The organism is Vibrio sp. TRT 17S01 (assembly GCF_050113695.1).
In the GTDB taxonomy this organism is placed as follows: domain Bacteria; phylum Pseudomonadota; class Gammaproteobacteria; order Enterobacterales; family Vibrionaceae; genus Vibrio.
On record NZ_JBNJOG010000002.1, the window covers coordinates 508,536 to 529,738 of the forward strand.

27 protein-coding genes are annotated in these 21,203 nt (G+C 43.9%); 9 read left to right on the forward strand and 18 right to left on the reverse strand.

Features of this window, described 5'->3' with window-relative positions; all coding sequences use genetic code 11:
* Position 1 precedes the first annotated feature (1 nt).
* The 3 genes from coaE (at position 2) to yacG (ending at position 1,653) form a co-directional block, all read left to right on the forward strand.
* A complete protein-coding gene (gene coaE, locus ACQEXS_RS05480) occupies positions 2-610 on the forward strand; it encodes a dephospho-CoA kinase (protein WP_427013080.1) in 609 nt (202 codons plus the stop codon).
* 33 nt (positions 611-643) lie between these two features.
* A complete protein-coding gene (gene zapD, locus ACQEXS_RS05485) occupies positions 644-1,384 on the forward strand; it encodes a cell division protein ZapD (RefSeq protein ID WP_367987326.1) in 741 nt (246 codons plus the stop codon).
* 71 nt (positions 1,385-1,455) lie between these two features.
* Positions 1,456-1,653: a DNA gyrase inhibitor YacG gene (yacG, locus tag ACQEXS_RS05490; RefSeq protein ID WP_367987327.1), complete on the forward strand. Its 198-nt coding sequence runs from the start codon at positions 1,456-1,458 to the stop codon at positions 1,651-1,653.
* A gap of 83 nt (positions 1,654-1,736) precedes the next feature.
* On the opposite strand, the gene rplS is transcribed toward yacG, so the two are convergent.
* The 5 genes from rplS to ffh all read right to left on the reverse strand — a co-directional run bounded on the left by rplS (position 1,737) and on the right by ffh (position 5,393).
* On the reverse strand, positions 1,737-2,090 hold the full coding sequence (gene rplS / locus ACQEXS_RS05495; RefSeq protein WP_427009829.1) for a 50S ribosomal protein L19: 354 nt from the start codon (positions 2,088-2,090) through the stop codon (positions 1,737-1,739).
* 40 nt (positions 2,091-2,130) lie between these two features.
* Entirely contained in the window at positions 2,131-2,874 is a 744-nt protein-coding gene (gene trmD / locus ACQEXS_RS05500; RefSeq protein ID WP_427009828.1) for a tRNA (guanosine(37)-N1)-methyltransferase TrmD, read from the reverse strand.
* A 27-nt stretch (positions 2,875-2,901) separates the two neighbouring features.
* Complete coding sequence (gene rimM / locus ACQEXS_RS05505; protein WP_427009827.1) at positions 2,902-3,450, reverse strand: ribosome maturation factor RimM; 549 nt, start codon at positions 3,448-3,450, stop codon at positions 2,902-2,904.
* 29 nt (positions 3,451-3,479) lie between these two features.
* Positions 3,480-3,728 carry a 30S ribosomal protein S16 gene (gene rpsP, locus ACQEXS_RS05510; protein ID WP_005438039.1) on the reverse strand — a complete coding sequence of 83 codons (249 nt, stop codon included), beginning with the start codon at positions 3,726-3,728 and terminating at the stop codon, positions 3,480-3,482.
* 279 nt (positions 3,729-4,007) lie between these two features.
* The gene (gene ffh / locus ACQEXS_RS05515; protein ID WP_427013081.1) at positions 4,008-5,393 is read right to left on the reverse strand and encodes a signal recognition particle protein; all 1,386 of its coding nucleotides are present in this window, start codon (positions 5,391-5,393) and stop codon (positions 4,008-4,010) included.
* Between the two features lie 180 nt (positions 5,394-5,573).
* Here ffh and ACQEXS_RS05520 point away from each other — a divergent pair, with 180 nt between their 5' ends.
* Together ACQEXS_RS05520 and ACQEXS_RS05525 are read left to right on the forward strand one after the other, a co-directional pair.
* Positions 5,574-6,368: a cytochrome C assembly family protein gene (locus tag ACQEXS_RS05520; RefSeq protein ID WP_367987332.1), complete on the forward strand. Its 795-nt coding sequence runs from the start codon at positions 5,574-5,576 to the stop codon at positions 6,366-6,368.
* A gap of 113 nt (positions 6,369-6,481) precedes the next feature.
* Positions 6,482-7,753, forward strand: a complete 1,272-nt coding sequence (locus ACQEXS_RS05525) for an HlyC/CorC family transporter (RefSeq protein WP_427009825.1) — start codon at positions 6,482-6,484, stop codon at positions 7,751-7,753.
* Between the two features lie 50 nt (positions 7,754-7,803).
* Here the strand turns inward: ACQEXS_RS05525 and rpoS are convergent, their stop codons facing one another.
* The 11 genes from rpoS to folB form a co-directional block, all read right to left on the reverse strand.
* On the reverse strand, positions 7,804-8,793 hold the full coding sequence (rpoS, locus tag ACQEXS_RS05530) for an RNA polymerase sigma factor RpoS (protein WP_367987334.1): 990 nt from the start codon (positions 8,791-8,793) through the stop codon (positions 7,804-7,806).
* A gap of 75 nt (positions 8,794-8,868) precedes the next feature.
* Positions 8,869-9,789: a murein hydrolase activator NlpD gene (gene nlpD / locus ACQEXS_RS05535; RefSeq protein WP_427013082.1), complete on the reverse strand. Its 921-nt coding sequence runs from the start codon at positions 9,787-9,789 to the stop codon at positions 8,869-8,871.
* 3 nt (positions 9,790-9,792) lie between these two features.
* Positions 9,793-10,419, reverse strand: a complete 627-nt coding sequence (locus tag ACQEXS_RS05540; protein WP_367987336.1) for a protein-L-isoaspartate(D-aspartate) O-methyltransferase — start codon at positions 10,417-10,419, stop codon at positions 9,793-9,795.
* A 1-nt stretch (position 10,420) separates the two neighbouring features.
* A complete protein-coding gene (gene surE, locus ACQEXS_RS05545; protein WP_427013083.1) occupies positions 10,421-11,179 on the reverse strand; it encodes a 5'/3'-nucleotidase SurE in 759 nt (252 codons plus the stop codon).
* Between the two features lies 1 nt (position 11,180).
* On the reverse strand, positions 11,181-12,224 hold the full coding sequence (gene truD / locus ACQEXS_RS05550; RefSeq protein WP_427013084.1) for a tRNA pseudouridine(13) synthase TruD: 1,044 nt from the start codon (positions 12,222-12,224) through the stop codon (positions 11,181-11,183).
* 16 nt (positions 12,225-12,240) lie between these two features.
* The gene (gene ispF / locus ACQEXS_RS05555; RefSeq protein WP_427013085.1) at positions 12,241-12,729 is read right to left on the reverse strand and encodes a 2-C-methyl-D-erythritol 2,4-cyclodiphosphate synthase; all 489 of its coding nucleotides are present in this window, start codon (positions 12,727-12,729) and stop codon (positions 12,241-12,243) included.
* Positions 12,726-13,436 (reverse strand): 2-C-methyl-D-erythritol 4-phosphate cytidylyltransferase, encoded by a 711-nt coding sequence (ispD, locus tag ACQEXS_RS05560; protein ID WP_427013086.1) that lies wholly within the window; start codon positions 13,434-13,436, stop codon positions 12,726-12,728. Before ispD ends, ispF begins: the two co-directional genes overlap by 4 nt.
* The gene (gene ftsB / locus ACQEXS_RS05565; RefSeq protein WP_367987341.1) at positions 13,437-13,718 is read right to left on the reverse strand and encodes a cell division protein FtsB; all 282 of its coding nucleotides are present in this window, start codon (positions 13,716-13,718) and stop codon (positions 13,437-13,439) included. It lies immediately after the preceding gene.
* 187 nt (positions 13,719-13,905) lie between these two features.
* Positions 13,906-14,709, reverse strand: a complete 804-nt coding sequence (locus tag ACQEXS_RS05570; protein ID WP_427013087.1) for an undecaprenyl-diphosphate phosphatase — start codon at positions 14,707-14,709, stop codon at positions 13,906-13,908.
* Positions 14,710-14,719: 10 nt separating this feature from the next.
* Positions 14,720-15,214 (reverse strand): 2-amino-4-hydroxy-6-hydroxymethyldihydropteridine diphosphokinase, encoded by a 495-nt coding sequence (folK, locus tag ACQEXS_RS05575; RefSeq protein ID WP_427013088.1) that lies wholly within the window; start codon positions 15,212-15,214, stop codon positions 14,720-14,722.
* The gene (folB, locus tag ACQEXS_RS05580; RefSeq protein ID WP_367987344.1) at positions 15,211-15,564 is read right to left on the reverse strand and encodes a bifunctional dihydroneopterin aldolase/7,8-dihydroneopterin epimerase; all 354 of its coding nucleotides are present in this window, start codon (positions 15,562-15,564) and stop codon (positions 15,211-15,213) included. Before folB ends, folK begins: the two co-directional genes overlap by 4 nt.
* A 213-nt stretch (positions 15,565-15,777) precedes the next feature.
* On the opposite strand from folB, the gene plsY reads away from it, so the two are divergent.
* The gene (plsY, locus tag ACQEXS_RS05585; protein WP_367987345.1) at positions 15,778-16,389 is read left to right on the forward strand and encodes a glycerol-3-phosphate 1-O-acyltransferase PlsY; all 612 of its coding nucleotides are present in this window, start codon (positions 15,778-15,780) and stop codon (positions 16,387-16,389) included.
* Between the two features lie 17 nt (positions 16,390-16,406).
* Here the strand turns inward: plsY and ACQEXS_RS05590 are convergent, their stop codons facing one another.
* Both ACQEXS_RS05590 and tsaD read right to left on the reverse strand, forming a co-directional pair.
* Entirely contained in the window at positions 16,407-17,225 is an 819-nt protein-coding gene (locus ACQEXS_RS05590) for an alpha/beta fold hydrolase (RefSeq protein WP_427013089.1), read from the reverse strand.
* A 121-nt stretch (positions 17,226-17,346) separates the two neighbouring features.
* Positions 17,347-18,363, reverse strand: a complete 1,017-nt coding sequence (gene tsaD / locus ACQEXS_RS05595) for a tRNA (adenosine(37)-N6)-threonylcarbamoyltransferase complex transferase subunit TsaD (protein WP_427009817.1) — start codon at positions 18,361-18,363, stop codon at positions 17,347-17,349.
* Positions 18,364-18,617: 254 nt separating this feature from the next.
* Here tsaD and rpsU point away from each other — a divergent pair, with 254 nt between their 5' ends.
* The 3 genes from rpsU (at position 18,618) to dnaG (ending at position 21,175) form a co-directional block, all read left to right on the forward strand.
* On the forward strand, positions 18,618-18,833 hold the full coding sequence (gene rpsU, locus ACQEXS_RS05600; RefSeq protein ID WP_001145625.1) for a 30S ribosomal protein S21: 216 nt from the start codon (positions 18,618-18,620) through the stop codon (positions 18,831-18,833).
* Positions 18,834-18,859: 26 nt separating this feature from the next.
* Positions 18,860-19,303: a GatB/YqeY domain-containing protein gene (locus ACQEXS_RS05605; protein WP_367987348.1), complete on the forward strand. Its 444-nt coding sequence runs from the start codon at positions 18,860-18,862 to the stop codon at positions 19,301-19,303.
* A gap of 99 nt (positions 19,304-19,402) precedes the next feature.
* Positions 19,403-21,175: a DNA primase gene (gene dnaG, locus ACQEXS_RS05610; RefSeq protein ID WP_427013090.1), complete on the forward strand. Its 1,773-nt coding sequence runs from the start codon at positions 19,403-19,405 to the stop codon at positions 21,173-21,175.
* Positions 21,176-21,203 lie beyond the last annotated feature (28 nt).

Sequence of the window (21,203 nt, forward strand, 5' to 3'; positions counted from 1 at the left end):
TATGGCCTACGTCATCGGCCTAACGGGCGGTATCGCCAGTGGAAAAACAACCATTGCCAACTTATTTCACGAACATTTTGATATTGAGTTAGTTGATGCCGATATTATTGCTCGTCAGGTTGTCGAACCCGGAAGTAAAGGCTTGCAACAGATTGCCAAGCGATATGGGACTGCGATCTTAACGGAAGTTGGCACATTAAACCGCGCAGCACTACGTGAGAAGATCTTTTCGAATCCAAAGGAAAAAGCGTGGTTAGATGCCTTATTACATCCCATGATAAGAGAGCAAATGCAGCTAGCGTTAAGTCAAGTTCGCTCTCCTTATGCATTACTGATCATTCCGTTAATGGCAGAGAATAACCTTCAACATATGGCTGATCGCGTATTAGTCGTAGATGTCGATGAGCAAACTCAGATTAATCGTACGATGCAACGTGACAATATCTCAAGGCAGCAAGCAGAAGCCATCCTTGCAGCACAAGCGAGTCGAACTGAGCGTTTAGCCATCGCAAATGATGTGATTAAAAATGATGCAAAAAACCGTCAACTTTTGCCTTTAATCACAGATTTACATAAAAAGTACCTAGCCATAAGCAGTGCAAATCTGTGAGAATAAAAGAAGATCAATGTAGGGCATAACTGAATGACCACCCACTTTTTTGAACATCCACTTAACGAAAAAACTCGGATCTATCTTCGTGTTGAGTCGCTGCTGCAACAACTAAATACATCAGCGCAATTTCGCGATGAACTTCAGCACCTGCTATTTTTTCGTTCCTTATTTGATCTTCTGGAAATTTTTGAGCAGATCCAGCTCAAAAGTGAACTAGCTAAAGATATTGAAAAGCAACGACTCACATATCGAAGTTGGCTCAATGTCGAAGGCGTTGATCAAGAAATGCTTCGTGGCATACTCAATGAAGTGGATCAAACTCATGCGGGTTTAATGGCTGCTGAACGTTTCGGTCAGAGTTTAAAAGAGGATCGTTTCCTCGGCTCAATTCGCCAGCGATTTAATTTACCTGGTGGCGCATGCTGCTTCGATCTTCCTGCACTACATCATTGGCTTCATCTCCCTATCGAAAAGAAGAATGCAGATACTCAACGCTGGTTAAGTACCTTGCTGCCGTTATCCAACGCTCTCGATCTATGGCTCAAGCTGTCTCGTGAAACCGGACATTTTAAACACCAATATGCACATTCTGGTTTTTACCAAAGCGATGCAGAAGAAGCTAATATCTTAAGACTCGATATCCCACTCCAATATGGGGTTTATCCTATGATTTCCGGACATAAAAACCGTTTTGCGATTAAGTTTATTGAGTTTTCTACCGGGCAAGCTTGTTCACACGATATCGAGTTTGAATTGGCGGTTTGCTGTTGATATTAATCCACTTGCGCTCTCTCACTGCAACACAGACAATACCCTTCTGAAGTAAATTTTAGGTTTTCACAATGACAAAAAAACTGACCATAGTTCAATGCCCACAATGCAATGCTGATGTTGAGTGGGGAGAGCAAAGCCCTCATCGACCGTTTTGTAGCAAACAGTGTCAGATGATTGATTTTGGTGAGTGGGCAGATGAAGAGAATACGATACCGGGCGCCCCAGACATGTCAGACAGTGATGGCTGGTCTGAAGAATCGTACTGAAATAATTCATTTAAAATGATGTGCATAAAAAAACGGGGTCGATGAATCGACCCCGTTTTACTATGAGAACGCTAGTTATAGCATTACTTCTTAGCAAGTTTCTCTTTGATACGAGCAGACTTACCAGAACGCTCACGTAGGTAGTACAGTTTGGCACGACGTACTGCACCACGGCGTTTAACTTCGATGCTATCAACAACTGGAGAGTGAGTTTGGAACGTACGCTCAACACCTTCACCGTTAGAGATCTTACGTACAGTGAAAGCAGAGTGAAGACCACGGTTACGGATTGCAATTACAACGCCTTCGAAAGCCTGTAGACGTGAACGCTCGCCTTCTTTAACCTTAACCTGAACAACAACAGTGTCACCTGGTGCAAACTTAGGTAGGTCTTGTTTCATTTGCTCTTGCTCAAGAGCTTTGATGATGTTACTCATTTTTAAATTCCTAGAATAAACTGATACTAAATAAAATAGGTTACTTTGCGTTATGTTCTTTAATGAACTCAGCAAGTAATTGTTCCTGTTCGTCAGTCAGAGCTAGGTTTTCCAGGAGCTCTGGTCTTCTTTGCCAAGTTCGGCCCAGCGACTGTTTAAGTCGCCATTGACGAATGTCCTTGTGGTTACCTGACATCAGTACCGCTGGTACTTGTTTGTCATCCAACACTTCAGGACGCGTATAGTGAGGGCAATCTAACAAGCCATTGGCAAAAGAATCTTCTTCTGCTGACGCAAAATCCCCTAGTACACCCGGAATAAACCGAGAGACAGAATCGATTAACGTCATGGCTGGTATCTCACCACCCGTCATCACAAAATCCCCGATCGACCATTCTTCGTCGACTTCAGATTGAATGATGCGCTCATCTACCCCTTCATAACGGCCACAAATAAGCAGTAAATTCTCATTTGTTGCCAGTTCTTCAACCCCTTTCTGGTCGAGCTTACGACCTTGAGGAGATAGGTAAATGACTTTCGTCTTACCCGGTGAGGCTTCTTTTGCAGTATGAATGGCATCACGCAAAGGCTGAACCATCATTAACATGCCAGGGCCACCACCGTAAGGTCTATCATCAACAGTGCGATGTTTGTCGTGAGTAAAATCTCGAGGATTCCAAGTCTCAATCGACAAAAGACCTTTTTTAACCGCTTGACCTGTTACTCCGAAATCAGTAACAGAACGGAACATTTCAGGAAAAAGGCTTATTACGCCAACCCACATGTGTATCTCGCTCTGTAGCTTTGGAGTTTAGAATCCAGGATCCCAGTCAACTTCGATCCGTTGAGCTTCACGATCAACCTTAGTGATCACTTGCTCTTCAAGAAACGGGATTAGTCGTTCCTTTTGCCCGAAAGCATCTTTTAGATTTGCTTTCACAACCAAAACATCGTTTGAGCCAGTTTCTAGCATGTCTGTAACAACACCTAGATCGTAACCTTTCGTGGTTACCACTTGCATACCAAACAATTCGCGCCAGTAGAATTCATCTTCTGACAGTTCAGGCAGTGCCGCAGGGTCAATAGCGATTTCAAAGTTCGTCAGTAAATGCGCGTCTTCGCGAATATCCAGACCTTCCAGCTTAGCCACCATACCTTTGTTATGGCGCTTCCAGCTTTCTACTTTGTACTCAACCCACGAACCCTTTTGGTTAATAAACCAAGGGCTGTAATCAAATATGCTTTCAGCATTGTCTGTGTAGGAAAAAACTTTAAGCCAGCCACGAATGCCATAAGTAGCACCAAGCTTGCCTACAACAATCTTGTCGCCGCTCATCGTTTCTTTACCTTTCATCGACATAAGCTAATTTCTACTTCTTAAATTAAGAATTAAGCCGCTTTTTGAGCGTCTTTAACTAGCTTAGCAACGCGGTCAGATAGAGATGCGCCTTGACCAACCCAGTGGTTAACGCGATCTAGGTCTAGACGTAGACCTTCTTCTTGACCTTTAGCAGTTGGGTTGAAGAAACCAACTTTCTCGATGAAACGGCCAGTTGCAGCGTTACGGCTGTCCGCTACTACGATTTGATAAAATGGACGCTTTTTAGCGCCGTGACGTGCCAAACGAATGGTTACCATGTCGTCCTCTTTGCTTTCTCAAAAATAAAATTAACCCCAGAAACCATTTATCACTAAACAGTTTGGGGTCTCGTGCCAAAATAAAGCTCCGGAATTTTACTCTTATTCCGAGGCAATGCAAGGGTTTTAGCTATTTTTTCACCAACATAAATAGGGATATTCGTTTGTGACCTAGCTAACAGGTTGAAAATAAAGTTTCTACCAACCCTTAAATTTTAATTCGGTGTTTCTTCAACGAAAAAGAGCCTGAAGTTTCAGGCCCTTTCATTTAGATACAACTTAGCGACCAAATGGATTAAATCCGCCACCCATGCCGCCCATACCACCCATCATGCCTTGCATATTACGCATCATGCCTTTCATGCCACCCTTTTGCATTTTCTTCATCATTTTTTGCATTTGAGTGAACTGCTTAAGTAAACGGTTTACATCTTGAACCTGAGTACCTGAACCAGCAGCAATACGCTTTTTACGTGAACCTTTGATGAGTTCTGGGCGCTGACGCTCTTTCATCGTCATAGAGTTAATGATGGCTTCCATCTGCTTAAACATTTTGTCATCGACTTTATCTTTGACATCAGCAGGGAGTTGGGACATTCCTGGAAGCTTATCCATCATTCCCATCATGCCACCCATGTTTTGCATTTGACCAAGCTGTTCACGGAAGTCTTCTAGGTCAAAGCCTTTCTTCTCTTTGAATTTCTTAGCCAGCTTCTCGGCTTTTTCTTGGTCAACATTACGTTGAAGATCTTCAATCAGTGATAGAACATCACCCATTCCAAGAATCCGTGATGCAACACGATCAGGGTGGAATGGTTCTAGTGCGTCGGTTTTCTCACCCACACCGAGGAATTTGATTGGCTTACCCGTGATATGACGAACCGATAGTGCGGCACCACCACGTGCATCACCATCGACTTTGGTTAAGATCACACCCGTCAATGGAAGGGCATCACCAAATGCTTTCGCTGTATTTGCAGCATCTTGCCCCGTCATCGCATCAACCACGAATAGGGTTTCTACTGGCGTGATAGCGGTGTGAAGTGCTTGGATCTCCGCCATCATCTCTTCATCAACCGCTAAACGACCAGCAGTATCCACAATGAGAACGTCGTAAAACTTCTTCTTCGCATGGTCGATAGCAGCATTCGCAATATCAATTGGTTTTTGATCTGGCGAAGAAGGGAAGAAATCAACACCTACATCACTAGCAAGTGTCTCTAGCTGCTTGATTGCCGCTGGGCGGTAAACGTCAGCAGAAACAACTAAGACTTTCTTTTTGTCTCGCTCGGTGAGTAGTTTCGATAGTTTACCTACAGAAGTGGTTTTACCTGCACCTTGTAGACCCGCCATCAAAATAACTGCAGGTGGTTGTGCCGCGAGGTTCAGCGCTTCATTCGATTCGCCCATCACCGCTTCAAGTTCGGTCTGAACAATCTTAATAAACTCTTGGCCAGGCGTTAGAGACTTGGAAACCTCAACACCAACTGCGCTTTCTTTGACACGCTTAATGAAATCTCGAACAACTGGCAGCGCAACGTCCGCTTCCAGCAACGCCATGCGTACTTCACGCAAGGTCTCTTTAATATTGTCTTCCGTAAGACGTCCCTTACCGCTGATATTTTTCAGCGTGCGGGATAAGCGATCCGTTAAATTCTCAAACATCTTTTACTCTTCGCAAGATTCGGCGATAAATTAAAGTGAGTATACCTTAGCCAAAGTAGACATGACAAAGTTCAGATGAAATTTGATATCTCAACTCTCACAATTAGCGCGGTAATTCCATAGCCCAAGCCGTTGATGCAGGGTATAATTCGTCAATTAACCACCAGCTTTTAGAGAACAATGGACAACTTAATCGCTGTTGTTGCTACCATCTTATATGTTTTGGCAATAGCAACCATTATCCCGGGACTGGTTCACCAGACAGGTATTCGCTCGAAGACCGTTTTTGTCAGTGCGGTGCTGGCCCTTGCTTTTCACGCTTGGCTATTAAGTGATCTAATTTTTGAAAGTTCAGGACAAAACCTGAGTATTCTCAATGTCGCCTCTCTGATCAGCTTTATTATCTCTCTGGTTATGAGCGTGGCCATGCTCAAAACTCGGATCTGGTTTTTGCTCCCGGTGGTCTACAGTTTTTCTGCACTAAACCTCTCTGCCGCCGCATTCTTACCAAGTACCTTTATTACCCATTTGGAAAATGACCCTAAGTTATTGATCCATATATCACTGGCGTTGTTCTCTTATTCAACACTGACAATCGGGGCATTGTATGCACTGCAATTAGCTTGGTTGGACCACAAATTAAAGGCAAAGAAAGCGCTAGCAATTAACCCTAACCTGCCACCTTTAATGATGGTTGAGCGGCAATTATTTAAGATCATTTTGATAGGTAATCTATTGCTAACAGGAACACTGCTAACAGGCTTTGTTTTTGTTCAAGATATGTTTGCGCAGGGTAAAGCGCATAAAGGAATCCTCTCTTTTATCGCTTGGATCGTCTATTCCATTTTACTTTGGGGTCATTATCAAAAGGGATGGCGAGGAAAGAAAGTCACTTGGTTTGCGGTCGCTGGAGCCACATTACTCACCCTTGCCTACTTTGGTAGCCGGTTTGTTCGCGAAATTATTCTAAACTGAGACGCCTGATAAGGTGCATGCAATGCACCTTTCTTCTACAATACTCGCCTTATTGACTTAACTAGAGAGTTAGGTCATAAATTAACCAGAACTTCAAAAGGAAACATTAAGCTTTGGATGACATATCAACGGGTATCTTATTTGCGCTACTCGCGTGTCTGATTGTAATTTCAGGATATTTTTCAGGCTCAGAAACAGGGATGATGGCTCTGAACCGTTACCGCTTAAAACACCTTGCCAATACTGGCCATAAAGGTGCAAAGCGAGTTGAAAAGCTGCTAGATCGCCCCGATCGTCTTATCGGCCTTATTCTTATCGGTAACAACCTAGTCAATATTTTAGCTTCTGCCATTGCCACCATTTTAGGCATGCGTCTGTACGGCGATCTTGGTGTTGCAATCGCCACTGGTGCCCTCACGCTTGTAGTACTGGTTTTTGCAGAAGTCACCCCAAAAACATTGGCAGCGCTATACCCTGAGCGAGTGTCATACGCCAGTAGTATCGTCCTAACTGTTTTAATGAAGCTGTTATCTCCTCTGGTTATTTTCGTTAACTTTATTACCAACGGGTTTATTCGATTACTGGGAATCAAAGCGAAACATGGTGATGATGACCACCTCAGCTCAGAAGAACTCCGCACCGTGGTAAATGAAGCCGGTAGCCTGATCCCAACGCGCCACCAAGATATGTTGATTTCAATCCTTGACTTGGAACACGTGACAGTCAACGACATCATGATCCCAAGGAATGAAATTACTGGTATCGACATCAATGATGATTGGAAGTCGATTGTGCGCCAACTGACACACTCTCCACACGGGCGTGTTGTTCTTTACCGAGATCAAATTGACGAAGTTGTTGGAATGCTTCGTTTGCGTGAGGCATCACGCTTAATGCTGGAAAAGAATGAATTCAACAAAGAAACGCTGCTTCGTGCCGCTGATGAAGTCTACTTTATTCCTGAAGGCACACCTTTAAATGTTCAACTGCTTAAGTTTCAGCGAAATAAAGAGCGAATAGGCCTTATTGTTGATGAGTATGGCGACATCATTGGTTTAATTACGCTTGAAGATATCCTAGAGGAAATCGTTGGCGAGTTTACAACCTCCATTGCCCCTAGCTTGTCGGATGAAATTACACCACAAAGTGATGGCAGCTTCCTGATCGAAGGCAGCGCAAATATTCGCGACATTAACAAAGGATTAAAATGGGATTTGCCTACTGATGGCCCAAGAACATTGAATGGCTTGATCCTTGAACATTTAGAAGATATCCCAGAAAGTCACCTGAGTGTTCAAGTCGCGGGACATCCAATGGAAATTGTCGAACTAGAAGAGAATCGAATCAAACTGGTTAAGGTGTTTCCATTATCCAATAAGAATTAAAAAAAGCCTTGGTAACACCAAGGCTTTTTTCTTTAACGAACCTTACGGATCTAGTCATCTTCAATACTAAACAAGTTTTCCATACTTAGGCCTTGCTTGATCAGGATCTCACGTAACCTTCTAAGTCCTTCAACTTGGATTTGACGAACGCGCTCACGCGTCAGGTTGATCTCTCGACCCACTTCTTCAAGTGTCGATGGCTCATAGCCTAACAATCCAAAACGCCGAGCTAACACCTCTTTCTGCTTAGGATTGAGTTCATCTAACCAATGAATCAATGAGTCTTTAATATCATCATCTTGCGTCGATACTTCTGGATCAGAATATTTCGCATCAGGAATGATATCCAGCAACGCTTTTTCGCCATCACCACCAATCGGAGTATCAACAGAGCTGATACGTTCATTCAGACGCAGCATCTTACTGACATCATCAACGGGTTTATCTAATTGATTGGCGATTTCTTCTGCCGTCGGTTCATGATCGAGCTTTTGAGATAATTCACGTGCCGTACGCAAATAAATATTGAGCTCTTTTACAACATGAATTGGCAAGCGGATGGTGCGAGTCTGATTCATCAAAGCACGCTCTATTGTTTGACGAATCCACCACGTAGCATACGTAGAAAAACGGAAACCGCGCTCAGGGTCAAACTTCTCAACCGCACGAATCAAACCTAAGTTGCCTTCTTCGATTAAATCGAGCAGTGCAAGGCCACGATTGCTATAACGGCGTGATATTTTAACGACCAGACGTAAGTTACTCTCAATCATTCTTTTACGCGCAGCTTCATCACCACGCAACGCGCGGCGTGCATAAAGCACTTCTTCTTCAGCTGTTAATAAAGGAGAAAAACCGATTTCACCGAGATAGAGTTGAGTGGCATCCAAGCTTTTTGCGGAAACCTCGAACTCTTCTTTATTTGTAGATGTTTGAACACTTTCTTCAACAGACGATCCGTTACCGGCAGAAAACGATTCCATTGTTTGCTGATCGATATCGAACTCTTCGACTTTAGTTGCTGTATTGCTGATACTCATAGCGCCTCCCCCTGGCGAGCTAGCAAGACATTACTACTCTTTAATGTCGCTATATTACTCTTAACAAGTAAATTGTTACGGTAAGTAGCGTTTTGGATTCACCGACTTACCCTGATAGCGAATTTCAAAGTGTAAGCGAACACTATTGGAGCCTGAACTACCCATGGTCGCAATTTTTTGGCCTGCTTTTACACTCTGTCCTTCGTGTACGAGCAACCGATCATTATGCGCATATGCACTGAGGTAATTGTCGTTATGTTTTATTATGACAAGGTTACCGTAACCACGCAGTGCGTTACCCGAATAAACAACGGTGCCACCTGCTGTTGAGACTATTGACTGACCTCGCTGTCCTGCGATGTCGATGCCTTTATTCCCTTGGTCTCCAGCAGAAAAGTTTTTGATCACTCTCCCTTTTGTTGGCCACAACCATTTGGAAACTTTATTATTATTTGGTTTTGAAGTACTGACTGTTTTGTTAACATTTTGTTTACCAGTAGCCTCAACATACTCCTTTGGTTTCGATTGATCAACCTTCTTTGGCGGATCTTTCTTCACCACTTTTTGGTTATTTTTCGAACTCGATGCTGTAACCTTTTGATTTGAGCTTTTACTCGGTTTGGTCACGGTTGTCGCGGCAACAGCAGTGGTTGTCGACGCTACAGCCCCTGTTGCTGGCCCAGCCCCTGTTCCACCGTATGCAGGCGGCTTATAGGCAGGACGCCATAATCTTAATTTTTGTCCTGGATAAATGGTATAAGGTGGCTGCAACTTATTGTAACGAATGATCTCTTTTACATCTTTATCTGTGACGTAAGCTATAAAGTATAGCGTATCGCCTTTTTCCACTTGGTAGAAACTACCTCGATAGCTACCACGAGGGATAGAGTCATAATCTTTCTTCAACCCAGAAACTGGCGCAGGGGAATGTGCAGCACAGCCAAGCAGAGTGCTACATAATGCGAATATAATGAGTGAATAAAGCTTTAAAGACATAATTTAAGCGAGATCACCTTCAATAAGGGGAACAAATCGTACCATTTCAATAAGTTCAGACTGATACTCACCTCCATGGCGAGTAATTTTCAGTAATTGTTGATCCTCGGTCCCTACAGGAATCACCATCACACCACCTTCACTTAGCTGCTCAAGAAGCGCAGAAGGAACTTTGTTAGCGGCCGCTGTCACGATAATCGCATCAAAAGGCGCTTTCCCTTGCCAACCTTGCCAGCCATCACCATGCTTTGTCGAAACATTATAAATATCCAATTGCTTAAGACGACGCTTCGCCTCCCATTGCAATGATTTAATACGTTCCAGTGAATACACATGTTCAACCAGTTGCGATAAGACCGCAGTCTGGTACCCCGAACCCGTGCCGACTTCTAGGACTTTACTCTTTCGTGTAAGTTCCAGATTTTCTGTCATTTTTGCTACGATGTACGGTTGTGAGATCGTCTGCCCAAGTCCAATAGGCAACGCGTTGTTGTCATACGCTTGATGCCGCATCGCTTGAGAAACGAAAAACTCACGAGGAAGTGCATAAATCGCATTCAGCACTTCTTGATCTTTGATGCCACTAGCGACAAGAAACTCTATTAATTTGTCGGCATGTGGTTTTGTCATCTTATTTATCCTTCAACCAGTTATCCATACTTCTTAGCGACTCATGTGCGGTTAGATCGACTTGCAGTGGCGTAACCGACACCGAGCCCCTTTCTACTGCATAGAAGTCTGTCCCTTCTCCCGCATCTTGTTCCTTGCCGGGAGGTCCCAACCAATAAATATCATGGCCTCTGGGATCTTGCTGCTTAATCATTTCTTCCGCGTGATGTCGAGCACCCAATCGAGTAACACTTGTCTCCATAAGCGCCTCTTCGGGTAAATCAGGGATATTTATATTCAAAAGTCGATTGGTTGGGATTGGATTACGCAAGTGCTGGAGCACGATCTCTTTTGCAACCGTCGCAGCCGTTGCAAAGTGCTTCTTACCCACCAATGAAAAAGCGATCGATTGTACACCGAGAAAATGCCCTTCCATTGCCGCTGCAACCGTTCCAGAGTAGAGCACATCGTCGCCTAGGTTTGCACCGTGATTAATTCCCGATAGCACTAGGTCCGGTAAATCATCTTTTAGCAGTTCATTTAAAGCAAAATGGACACAATCGGTTGGTGTCCCTTGAACCGAATAAACATTGGGTTCTATCTCACTAACACGCAGAGGCTGTTCTAGCGTGAGAGAGTTTGAAGCCCCGGAGCGATTTCGATCCGGAGCCACAATCACCACTTCAGCAATGGATTCTAGCTCTTTTGCTAATGTTCGAATCCCTTCCGCATACACACCGTCATCATTACTGATTAAGATCTTTAAAGAGCGTCCATTCATATTAGTATTCGCGTTCTACTACAATTTCTTCCATTAATTCACGTACGATCGCTGTCGCAAAGTTTCCAGAAGTTAATGAAAATGACAAGGTGATGTTTTGGCCATCAACCGTCCAGTTCAGATCCTTCGAATAGAGAGCAATAGCCCTGCGTTCATGACGCATCCGGTTACCACGGATCAAAGCCATTAGATCCGGTTCTGCATCCAAGTGAGGCTGCTCTAATATTAATGCCTCTCCTTGTGTCGGTAAGGCATTATCCCCCGCCAGTGCCGCGGTAATCTGAAGCTCACCATTACCCAATTTAGCATTAAAATCAGACAGACTTTCTTGAGTTACATTGAGCACCTCACCATTGTTCAACGCAATATCACCTTCGATAAAATGGTTGAAATCACCTTGCTCAATACGTGCAGAAACAATGTGGTTAAAAATCCAAGAGCGAGCGGCAGACAAATATAAACTACGTTTGTTTTGGTTACGGGTACGAACATTCTCCCGCCCCCAACGCCTTGCTTCCTCAACATTATTACCATCTCGGCCAAAACGTTGATTACCAAAATAGTTCGGAACACCTTTTTGGCTAATCGTCTCTAGTCGGCTAAGCACATCATCAACATCGGTAACTTCAGACAATGTCACTTCAAACTGGTTACCCCATAAATCGCCTGGACGCAGTTTTTTATTGTGTCTGGTTGTCTGTAAGATCTCGATAGAAGGATAACTTGCAAGAAACTGAGTAAAATCTGGTGTTTCTCCCTTAGGAAGATGAACACTCAGCCACTGTTCGGTTACGGCATGGCGATCTTTAAGCCCAGCCCAGCTGACATCTTTTGACTTTACACCACATGCTTTTGCTAATTCATTGGCGACAAAGCTGGTATTTTCACCGGTTTTACGAATGCGAACCATCAAGTGCTCGCCTTGACCTTCTAGTTCATAACCCAGTATTTCATTCACTTTAAAATGTTCAGGCTGAGCTTTTAGCTTGCCTTGAGCAACGGGCTTACTGTTCAAATAAGCCAATGAAGACAACATATCTGACATAATGTTCTCAATATAATTAAACGGTAGTTTGGCGCTTTTGCAGCAAGACAACGGCTTCCGAAGCAATGCCTTCTTTACGGCCTGTAAACCCTAAACGTTCCGTGGTTGTCGCTTTGACGTTCACATTCGCCAAATCTGTCTCTAGATCATCAGCTATAGCCTGACACATCGCTTCAATGTGCGGTGCCATTTTCGGAGCCTGAGCCATAATCGTTACATCGGCATTCCCGAGTACATAACCTTGCTCTTTAACGCGGCGATAAACATCACGTAATAAATCTCGGCTATTCGCGCCTTTCCACTCATCATCAGTATCTGGGAAATGGCGTCCAATATCGCCCGCCGCAATCGCACCAAGTAGCGCGTCACACAATGCATGCAGAGCAACATCACCATCGGAGTGAGCAATTAACCCTTGTTCATATGGAACAGCAACACCACCGATGATCACTGGGCCTTCACCACCAAATTTATGGACATCAAAGCCATGGCCTATTCGTATCATGAGGATTCCTTATTTCTCTTAAGATAGAACTCTGCTAACGCTAAATCTTCAGGCTGAGTTATTTTTATATTGTCGGAGTCACCTTGAACAAGTGCGGGTGATTTCCCTGTCCACTCGATAGCAGAAGCTTCATCAGTGATAACCGCTCCTGCATTCAATGCGCTCTCAAGTGCTTGTGTTAGTAGTTCTGCTCTAAACATTTGTGGAGTGAGTGCATGCCACAGCGCTTCCCGATCAACCGTGTGATCAATATTCTTATTGCCATCAGCCCGCTTCATCGTATCTCTTACCGGGGACGCTAAAATACCGCCGACAGGATGAGCTTGAGAGACGTCAATCAATGTATTTAAATCTTTGTGTTTTACGCATGGTCTGGCAGCATCATGCACCATCACCCATTGCGCTAAACGATTCTGCTTTATGTATTGTAATGCAGAAAGAACGGAGCCAGCGCGCTCTTTTCCACCGGAAACACGAATGACGTCAGGATCTGTCGCTAAAGGAAGTTCAGCAAAATATGGGTCACCATCTGTCACGGCAACCACCACCTTTTCAATCCTAGGATGAGCAAGTAAGCGGCGCACTGTATGCTCTAAGATAGTCATCCCATCAATCATTAAATATTGCTTGGGACGATCTGCCTTCATACGGCTACCGACACCAGCAGCAGGAACGACGGCATAAAGAGAAGAAGCAGGTTGCGTCATTTATTTTGCATCCTCATCAATGAGGCGATAGAAAGTTTCCCCTTCTTTAACCATTCCAAGTTCATGACGAGCACGCTCCTCAATGGCATCTAGCCCCTGACGTAAATCATCAATTTCTGCAAACATCTTATCATTACGCTCTTTGAGGTTGGTATTCACCTGATTTTGAACCTCAGTATCGGTGGTGACGGCTTGGAAGTCAGAGATACCATTTTTTCCGAGCCACAATGTGTATTGTAGCCAACCGAGAAGTAACAATAAGGTCAAGGCAAACAGTCGCATAATATTTATTAGAAGAGGAATAAAGCAAGACCACATATATACCACATCGCAGCTTTTCAGGCGAGGTAGAGATATGTGGTCTTATAAAGTTCTGACAGGATATAAGAATTAACCTGCTTTTAAACAAAAAAGTCACTGGACAATCTCATTGCCAGTGACTCATTCATCCTAAATTAGGCTTGTTGTGTTAGCTCAGTGCAAGGTAAGCAAAAAGACCAACACCTAGAATTAGGCGATAAATAACAAATGGCGTCATACCCATTCTAGAAATCATCTTCAAGAAGAAGTGAATACAAAGGTATGCGCTGACAAAAGAGGTCAGAATACCCGTCATCAAAAAGCCAAAATGGATCGGTTCACCACTTGTCACAAGCTCTAGACCAAGATAACCACCAGCAAGCAAGATAATAGGAATTGACATAAGAAATGAGAAACGTGCAGCTGCTTCACGAGTAAAGCCTAGGTATAGCGCCGCTGTAATCGTTGCACCAGAGCGGGATGTACCTGGGATTATCGCAGCAGCTTGAGCCAAGCCAATGAATAACGCTTTTTTCCAGTCGGCCTGATATTCATCATCCGCCAACTTAGCGTTTTTATCGACGTACCAAAGCAACAGACCAAAAACAATCGTGGTCACCGCAATCACCCATGCACTACGCAAGTATAATTCGATGAAGTCTTTCATCACTAGGCCAAAGATACACGCTGGGATCGTAGCAATGATGATCATCCAAGCTAACTTGGCTTCTTTGCTGCGATCACCTTTAAAAATAGAGCCTAAAAATGCACTGAGAAGTGTTACCACCTCTTTGCGGAAATAAATCATGACTGCTGCTAACGTGCCCACATGCACAGCAACGTCAAATGCTAACCCCTGATCGGCCCAACCTAATATTGCTGACGGCAAGATCAGATGTGCAGAACTAGAAATAGGTAAAAATTCAGTCAGGCCTTGGATTAAAGCCAGTATAAATGCTTCAAAATAACTCATTACAAACTCATTAAGCGTTAATATCGAACCAGAGTTCGACAGGGATTAGCGAATCCAATTGCTTTGTATTCTGCCAAATTTGTTGCACCGTACGTCCATCCTTAGGGATGATCCGTTCAGGACACAACTCATAAAGTGGTTGAATAACAAAGGGATATTTGTAGATATCGCTCCTGGGGATTTCCGGAGAATTTTCTGAAACCATGTCCCCAAACAAAATGATATCAAGATCAATGGTTCGAGGTTGAAACTTCTGAGCATTCTCTTCCCGTCCCCATGCGCGCTCTATTGTACGTAGGGCCTGTGAAAAATCTCTCAATTCCAAACGGGTTTTCATTTCTACGACAAGATTGTAAAACGCATCACTTTTGAAACCAACTGGCTCACATTCATAAATGGTAGACAGTTTTAGCTCTTGACCTAGTTGACAAAGCTCTTTTAATGCAATTTCAACGTGCTTCTTTCGTTCAATATTCGACCCAACCCCAATATAGGTTGTGATCATAATTGACCTCGTTCAATGATCACGCCAACGCCTTTCGCTTGTGGCACGGCTCCTGGTTTGGTCAATCGAATACGAATCCAAGGAACGGCAAATTGAGTCATGATCAATTGAGCAACTTCTTCAGCAACACGTTCAACCAGTAAAAAGCGACCGCCCTCAATATGAGATAATATGGCTTGGCTTACTTGCGCATAGTCCAATGCATCTTGCACATCATCACTGTGACCAGCAGGACGATTGTCATGAGCCATTTCAATATCAAGCACCAGCTTTTGCTTAATCTCTTGTTCCCAGTCATACACGCCAATTGTCGTGATCACTTCTAATTGGTCTATAAATACTTTATCCATTGCTACTACTGTCCTTTCCTATACAGGTCGGATACCTAATTTAAGTAAAAAGTCGTACTATCTCTACGAGTAAACGATTTATTTCATCGTTTTATCCCTTACCTACCGAGGCTGAACGTATTCATGCATATTGGTGGTTACTTGGGCATATAAGCACGGTATGATATCAATTACTTGCTTGACTAACATCTGTTTCACACGAGTAACGCTTCTATGACGCCACTTGCACTTGTTATGATCATTTTTGCCTATCTTCTGGGCTCGATCTCCAGTGCGGTGTTGATCTGCCGTCTTTTGCGCTTACCTGACCCTCGTGGCGTCGGTTCCAATAACCCCGGAGCAACCAACGTATTGCGCATTGGGGGAAGAAAAGCCGCAGCCTCGGTTTTATTGTGCGATATGTTAAAAGGCACCATACCGGTTTGGAGCGGCTACTTTTTAAATATTGATGCCGTTGTACTGGGTGTTGTTGCTATCGCCGCCTGCCTTGGTCATATGTATCCCATCTTTTTTCACTTTAAAGGGGGAAAAGGCGTTGCAACTGCACTCGGTGCCATTGCTCCAATAGGCCTAGACTTAACTGCAGCGCTACTGCTGACATGGCTTATCGTCGCATTCACTTTTCGCTATTCATCACTGGCCGCCATTGTAACTGTACTGCTAGCACCACTCTATACTTGGCTTATCAAACCTCAATATACCCTCCCCGTCGCCATGCTCTGTTGCTTAATAGTGTTACGTCACCATCAAAATATTAAACGCTTAATTGATGGTACAGAGCCTAAAGTGGGTGAGAAAAAGAATGGATTAAATAAGGCCTCGTAAATGAGGCCTTATTTATATCAATTGGAATAAACCTTGCTCAGAAACTGAGTCAGCATATTGGTGACACAATCTACTTGTTCTAGGTTGGATATATGGCCCGCTTTAGGGATCTCCATGAGTTCAGAACCTGAAATGCAATCATGCATCAGATACGACTCCAACACCGGACGGGGAATATCTTCTTGTCCAACGGCAATGAGAACAGGCAAAGCCAACTTTTCGACCTCTTCAATTAAATCCCGGCGACCAAAGACCATTCGTCCGATTCTCGCTACTTCCACAGCTTGCTCTCCTTTTAATTGAGCAAGGTGTTGACGAAAACCTTCAACCAATTGAGGGGAGTCTTGCTGCGCATTTCGCGCAAAAAATAGTGGCGTGACCGCCTCAACAACAGGTTCAGGAACCAATTGAGCCGCAGAGATCGCTTCCAACATGGCAAAATATTTTTTATGAGTAACTTCAGGCTCTAGACCAACAAACGTATCCATTAATACTAAGGATTGAACGCGAGCTGGCGCTTTTACCGCAACTTCACTGCCCCACATCCCTCCCACGGATAAACCAACAATAGAAAATTGTTCGATGTCCAAGCTATCCATCAGCGCGAGAATATGATCCGCGTAATCTTGTAATGAACGCGTTTGCACCGGAGCAAAGTCAGATTCACCATGAGCCCATAAATCCGGAACAATACATCGGTAAAACTGGCTTAATACCTCAACTTGGGGAGCCCACATTTTAGCGTCCCACAAATAACTGTGACCAAATACAATGACCGGTCCTTGGCCTACATCCTGATACGCCATTTCACGACCATCGACGACAAATTTGTTCATACGACTGTTATCCATAATCCAGTTTTATAAAATGAAACCATACCATTTATCACTCTTCTGGCAACTCTGAACAGCGATAAAAAAGCCGCTCATTTGAGCGGCTGATTCTATAATTCAATTTTTACGCTATAGGCTCTAGCTGATCAATTGGCCAACGCGGGGTTGCTTGAACAGATAGATCTGCTAACTCACCATTTTTCAGGCGTTGCATACCTGCATAAGCGATCATTGCACCATTATCGGTACAAAATTCTGTGCGTGGGTAATAAACTTCGCCACCAATCTTTTTGGCGAGCTGTTCTAGATCAGCACGTAGGCGTCGGTTAGCACTTACACCACCGGCAATCACAATGCGTTTAAAACCCGTTTGCTCTAACGCACGCTTGCATTTAATTGCTAATGTGGCACAAACAGCTTCTTCAAAAGCATAAGCGATATCGGCACGGGTTTGTTCATCATCACCATTTGCCGCAATGGTATTAGCAGTAAAAGTTTTTAAACCAGAAAAGCTCATATCAAGCCCTGGACGATCCGTCATTGGACGCGGGAATTTAAAACGTCCAGGCGTTCCTTTTTCAGCGAGTTTAGAAAGCATAGGACCACCGGGATAATCCAACCCCATCAGCTTAGCTGTTTTATCAAACGCTTCACCCGCTGCATCATCAATGGATTCACCAAGGATTTTATATTCGCCAATCCCTTTCACTTCCACCATCATCGAATGGCCACCTGAAACCAAAACCGCAACAAATGGGAACGGTGGTGGGTTATCTTCTAACATCGGCGCAAGCAGGTGCCCTTCCATATGATGAACGGCGACGGCAGGTACGTTCCATGCGTAAGCAAGACTGCGACCAATAGTGGCACCAACTAATAATGCACCAACAAGACCAGGACCTGCTGTATAAGCCACACCATCAATATCTTGTGGCGTCAACTGGGCCTCAGCCATCGCCGCTTTGATCAGCGGAATGGTTTTCTTCACATGATCACGAGAGGCCAACTCTGGCACGACACCACCGTAGTCTGCATGCAACTTCACCTGACTGTATAACTTATGAGAAAGTAGCCCCTTCTCATCGTCATAGATGGCAATGCCTGTTTCATCACAAGAAGTTTCAATACCGATAATACGCATGCTTTACCCTGAGTGGTTCTGTCCTGTCTTTTAAATTGGGCGCAATCTTACCCCGAGTTCGCCTTGCAAACAAATCATGTTCAAACTGGCGAGTAAAAGTTACTCGGGTATATAATCGACAAAAGGCTTTACAAAGCCATTGTGATCGGATTAAAATTCCGCACCATTTTTGATCAAGCTGATTATAGACCGAGCACTAGAGCTTGGGACTTAGAAATCAGCGTTAACGAATTAACCCCTGAGGTGAAAGGCATATGCCAGTAGTTAAAGTACGTGAAAACGAACCGTTCGACGTTGCACTACGTCGTTTCAAGCGCTCTTGCGAAAAAGCAGGTATCCTTTCTGAAGTGCGTCGTCGTGAGCACTACGAAAAACCAACTACAGTTCGCAAACGCGCTAAAGCAGCAGCTCAAAAGCGTCACGCTAAGAAGCTAGCTCGCGAAAACGCTCGTCGCGTTCGCCTGTACTAATAACTAAGTCCTAAAGGATTATAGTTATGGCTCTTATTGATACGCTCAAAGAAGAGCAAAAATTAGCGATGAAAGCCAAGGACAAAACGCGCCTTGGCACTATTCGTTTAGCCCTTTCGGCAATTAAGCAACGTGAAGTTGATGAGCAGATCACTCTGACTGATGATGACATTCTTGCTGTACTGACCAAAATGGTTAAACAACGTCGCGACTCTGTCGCTCAATTTGAAGCTGCAAATCGTCAAGATTTAGCAGATGCTGAGCAAGCTGAAATCGCTGTACTTGAGGACTTTATGCCTCAACCGCTGACTGACGATGAAGTTGCTGCATTGATTGAAAATGCAATTACTGAATCTGGCGCGGCTGGCATGCAAGACATGGGTAAAGTGATGGGTGTGCTTAAGCCTCAGATTCAAGGGCGTGCAGATATGGGTAAAGTAAGTGGTTTAGTTCGCGCTAAACTGGCTTAAACTCCCAACCTTATTACAACAAGCCGTGCTATCCTTCGGAATGCACGGCTTGTTTGTATCTACCTTTTTGTTTCAGTTAGTACATTTTTCTAAGGTTTTATGGCAGGACACATCCCTCGCAGTTTCATTGATGACCTCCTCGCTCGACTTGATATCGTCGATATTATTGACGCACGCGTAAAACTTAAGAAAAAAGGTAAAAACTACAGCGCCTGCTGTCCTTTCCATAACGAAAAAACGCCTTCCTTTAGCGTGAGCCAAGAGAAACAGTTCTATCACTGTTTTGGTTGTGGTGCTCATGGTAATGCCATTGATTTTATGATCGAGTTTGAGCGCTTGGAATTTGTGGAAGCGATCGAAGAGCTCGCGTCGTTATTAGGCCTAGACGTACCACGAGAACAACGAAGTGGTGGCAGTGGCAATTTTAACAATCAACCACGAGCCAATACCGAACAAAAACGCAATCTATACGATTTAATGGGCAGTATTGCGCAGTTTTATCGTAACCAACTCAAGTTAGCCAACAGCAAGGTTGCTATTGATTACCTCAAAGAACGTGGGCTTTCTGGGGAAATTGTGCAGAAATTTGGCATTGGTTACGTTGCTGATGAGTGGGACTTAGTCCGGAAAAATTTTGGTCAACAAAAACAAGCACAGGACATGTTAGTCTCAGGTGGTATGTTGATCGAAAATGATAAAGGTAACCGCTACGATCGTTTTCGTGGACGCGTCATGTTTCCAATACGCGACCGACGCGGCCGAGTCATTGGCTTTGGTGGTCGAGTGCTTGGTGATGGCACCCCAAAATACCTAAACTCACCGGAAACTCCTATCTTCCATAAGGGCAAAGAGTTATATGGTCTTTATGAGGTTATCCAAGCTCATCGAGAACCAAACAAAATTTTAGTTGTTGAAGGGTACATGGATGTAGTTGCGCTCGCACAATACGGAATAGATTACGCTGTTGCATCACTTGGAACATCCACAACTGATGATCATGTTCGTCAGCTATTCCGCCAGACTAATACTATTGTCTGTTGCTACGATGGTGACCGTGCGGGAAAAGAAGCAGCAAGACGGGCAATGGAAAATGCATTAGCATTTCTCAATGCCAACAAAATACTAAAGGTCCTTTTTTTACCAGATGGTGAAGACCCAGATAGCTTTGTTAGAAAATATGGTAAAGAAGCTTTTGAGAAAAAGATAGAGACAGCAGATTCACTGATTGACTTCTTGTTAAGTGAAATCAAGAAAGATGCACCAGATACTGATCCTAGACGTTGGGGTACATACGTCGCTACAAATGCAGCACCATTATTAAACAAAACTACAGACCCATCTTTACAAGCATATTTATGGAAAGAAATAACGTTAGGGACGGGCTGGAGTGACTTTCAACTACAAAAGTTTCTAAACTCTCTTTTGAAAAATAATGCGGAAGCTCGACCTCAACCGCATAAAGAGATCAAACGCACACCAATGCGTGAAGTAATCGCTTTGCTTATTCAGAATCCGAGCTATGCTCAAATGGTACCGGACCTCTCAAGTGTGAGGGAGTTAACAGTGCCTGGATTAAGTTTATTTGTTGAGGTGCTTGAATATTGTCAACAGCACCCCAATATAAACACCGGCCAGTTACTAGAAAACTGGCGCAACAGAAGCAATGAAGCCCTTCTGTCTCGTCTCGCTGGATGGGAAATCCCACTCGATGACGACAATGAACAAGACATCTTTTTAGATTCATTGGACAAAATACTTGCCCAATGCGTCGAGAAACAAATTGAGAACCTGCAGGCCAAAGAAAGAAGCGTCGGTTTATCAACCGATGAAAAGAGGGAGCTACTAGCATTAATGTTAGATTTGAAAGCGTAACCCTGATTGAATAGTCAGCAACCAATTA

Bases quoted from the DNA above. Each gene is read 5' to 3' on its own strand.
- ffh (WP_427013081.1), bottom strand. From the start codon at position 5,393: ATGTTTGAGAATTTAACGGATCGCTTATCCCGCACGCTGAAAAATATC.
- tsaD (WP_427009817.1), bottom strand. From the start codon at position 18,363: ATGCGTATTATCGGTATTGAAACTTCTTGTGATGAAACAGGCATTGCC.
- rpoS (WP_367987334.1), bottom strand. From the start codon at position 8,793: ATGAGTATCAGCAATACAGCAACTAAAGTCGAAGAGTTCGATATCGAT.
- nlpD (WP_427013082.1), bottom strand. From the start codon at position 9,789: ATGTCTTTAAAGCTTTATTCACTCATTATATTCGCATTATGTAGCACT.
- dnaG (WP_427013090.1), top strand. From the start codon at position 19,403: ATGGCAGGACACATCCCTCGCAGTTTCATTGATGACCTCCTCGCTCGA.
- ACQEXS_RS05605 (WP_367987348.1), top strand. From the start codon at position 18,860: ATGGCTCTTATTGATACGCTCAAAGAAGAGCAAAAATTAGCGATGAAA.
- ACQEXS_RS05540 (WP_367987336.1), bottom strand. From the start codon at position 10,419: ATGACAAAACCACATGCCGACAAATTAATAGAGTTTCTTGTCGCTAGT.
- yacG (WP_367987327.1), top strand. From the start codon at position 1,456: ATGACAAAAAAACTGACCATAGTTCAATGCCCACAATGCAATGCTGAT.
- ispD (WP_427013086.1), bottom strand. From the start codon at position 13,436: ATGACGCAACCTGCTTCTTCTCTTTATGCCGTCGTTCCTGCTGCTGGT.
- folB (WP_367987344.1), bottom strand. From the start codon at position 15,564: ATGGATAAAGTATTTATAGACCAATTAGAAGTGATCACGACAATTGGC.
- ACQEXS_RS05570 (WP_427013087.1), bottom strand. From the start codon at position 14,709: ATGAGTTATTTTGAAGCATTTATACTGGCTTTAATCCAAGGCCTGACT.
- plsY (WP_367987345.1), top strand. From the start codon at position 15,778: ATGACGCCACTTGCACTTGTTATGATCATTTTTGCCTATCTTCTGGGC.
- ftsB (WP_367987341.1), bottom strand. From the start codon at position 13,718: ATGCGACTGTTTGCCTTGACCTTATTGTTACTTCTCGGTTGGCTACAA.
- rpsU (WP_001145625.1), top strand. From the start codon at position 18,618: ATGCCAGTAGTTAAAGTACGTGAAAACGAACCGTTCGACGTTGCACTA.
- rpsP (WP_005438039.1), bottom strand. From the start codon at position 3,728: ATGGTAACCATTCGTTTGGCACGTCACGGCGCTAAAAAGCGTCCATTT.
- coaE (WP_427013080.1), top strand. From the start codon at position 2: ATGGCCTACGTCATCGGCCTAACGGGCGGTATCGCCAGTGGAAAAACA.
- rplS (WP_427009829.1), bottom strand. From the start codon at position 2,090: ATGAGTAACATCATCAAAGCTCTTGAGCAAGAGCAAATGAAACAAGAC.
- truD (WP_427013084.1), bottom strand. From the start codon at position 12,224: ATGTCAGATATGTTGTCTTCATTGGCTTATTTGAACAGTAAGCCCGTT.
- ispF (WP_427013085.1), bottom strand. From the start codon at position 12,729: ATGATACGAATAGGCCATGGCTTTGATGTCCATAAATTTGGTGGTGAA.
- ACQEXS_RS05590 (WP_427013089.1), bottom strand. From the start codon at position 17,225: ATGAACAAATTTGTCGTCGATGGTCGTGAAATGGCGTATCAGGATGTA.
- rimM (WP_427009827.1), bottom strand. From the start codon at position 3,450: ATGTCGATGAAAGGTAAAGAAACGATGAGCGGCGACAAGATTGTTGTA.
- surE (WP_427013083.1), bottom strand. From the start codon at position 11,179: ATGAATGGACGCTCTTTAAAGATCTTAATCAGTAATGATGACGGTGTG.
- folK (WP_427013088.1), bottom strand. From the start codon at position 15,214: ATGATCACAACCTATATTGGGGTTGGGTCGAATATTGAACGAAAGAAG.
- zapD (WP_367987326.1), top strand. From the start codon at position 644: ATGACCACCCACTTTTTTGAACATCCACTTAACGAAAAAACTCGGATC.
- ACQEXS_RS05520 (WP_367987332.1), top strand. From the start codon at position 5,574: ATGGACAACTTAATCGCTGTTGTTGCTACCATCTTATATGTTTTGGCA.
- trmD (WP_427009828.1), bottom strand. From the start codon at position 2,874: ATGTGGGTTGGCGTAATAAGCCTTTTTCCTGAAATGTTCCGTTCTGTT.